Genomic DNA, 236 nt, shown 5'->3' on the forward strand with positions numbered 1-236 from the left:
GCGGAATGTGGGGGAGTTCTGGCGCAGGTGGCACATTTCCCTGTCCAGTTGGTTTAAGGACTACCTGTATATTCCGTTAGGCGGAAGCAGGAAGGGAACCATTCGCACCTGCCTGAACCTGATGATTGTATTCCTTTGCACCGGTTTCTGGCGTGGGGCCGGGCTGTCCTTAATGGCCTTGGGCCTGTACGATGGCGTCCTGCAGGTGGCGGAACGGCTTTTCCTGAAAAAACGCC

Annotated in this window: 1 protein-coding gene; it reads left to right on the forward strand. The window is 56.4% G+C overall.

Translation table 11 applies throughout. The features are described from left to right. On the forward strand, nucleotides 1-236 hold a 236-nt coding region (locus LK536_RS59125), incomplete at both ends, for an MBOAT family O-acyltransferase (RefSeq protein ID WP_506092377.1).

Source organism: Clostridium pacaense, from assembly GCF_020709765.2.
Taxonomy (GTDB): domain Bacteria; phylum Bacillota; class Clostridia; order Lachnospirales; family Lachnospiraceae; genus Enterocloster; species Enterocloster hominis.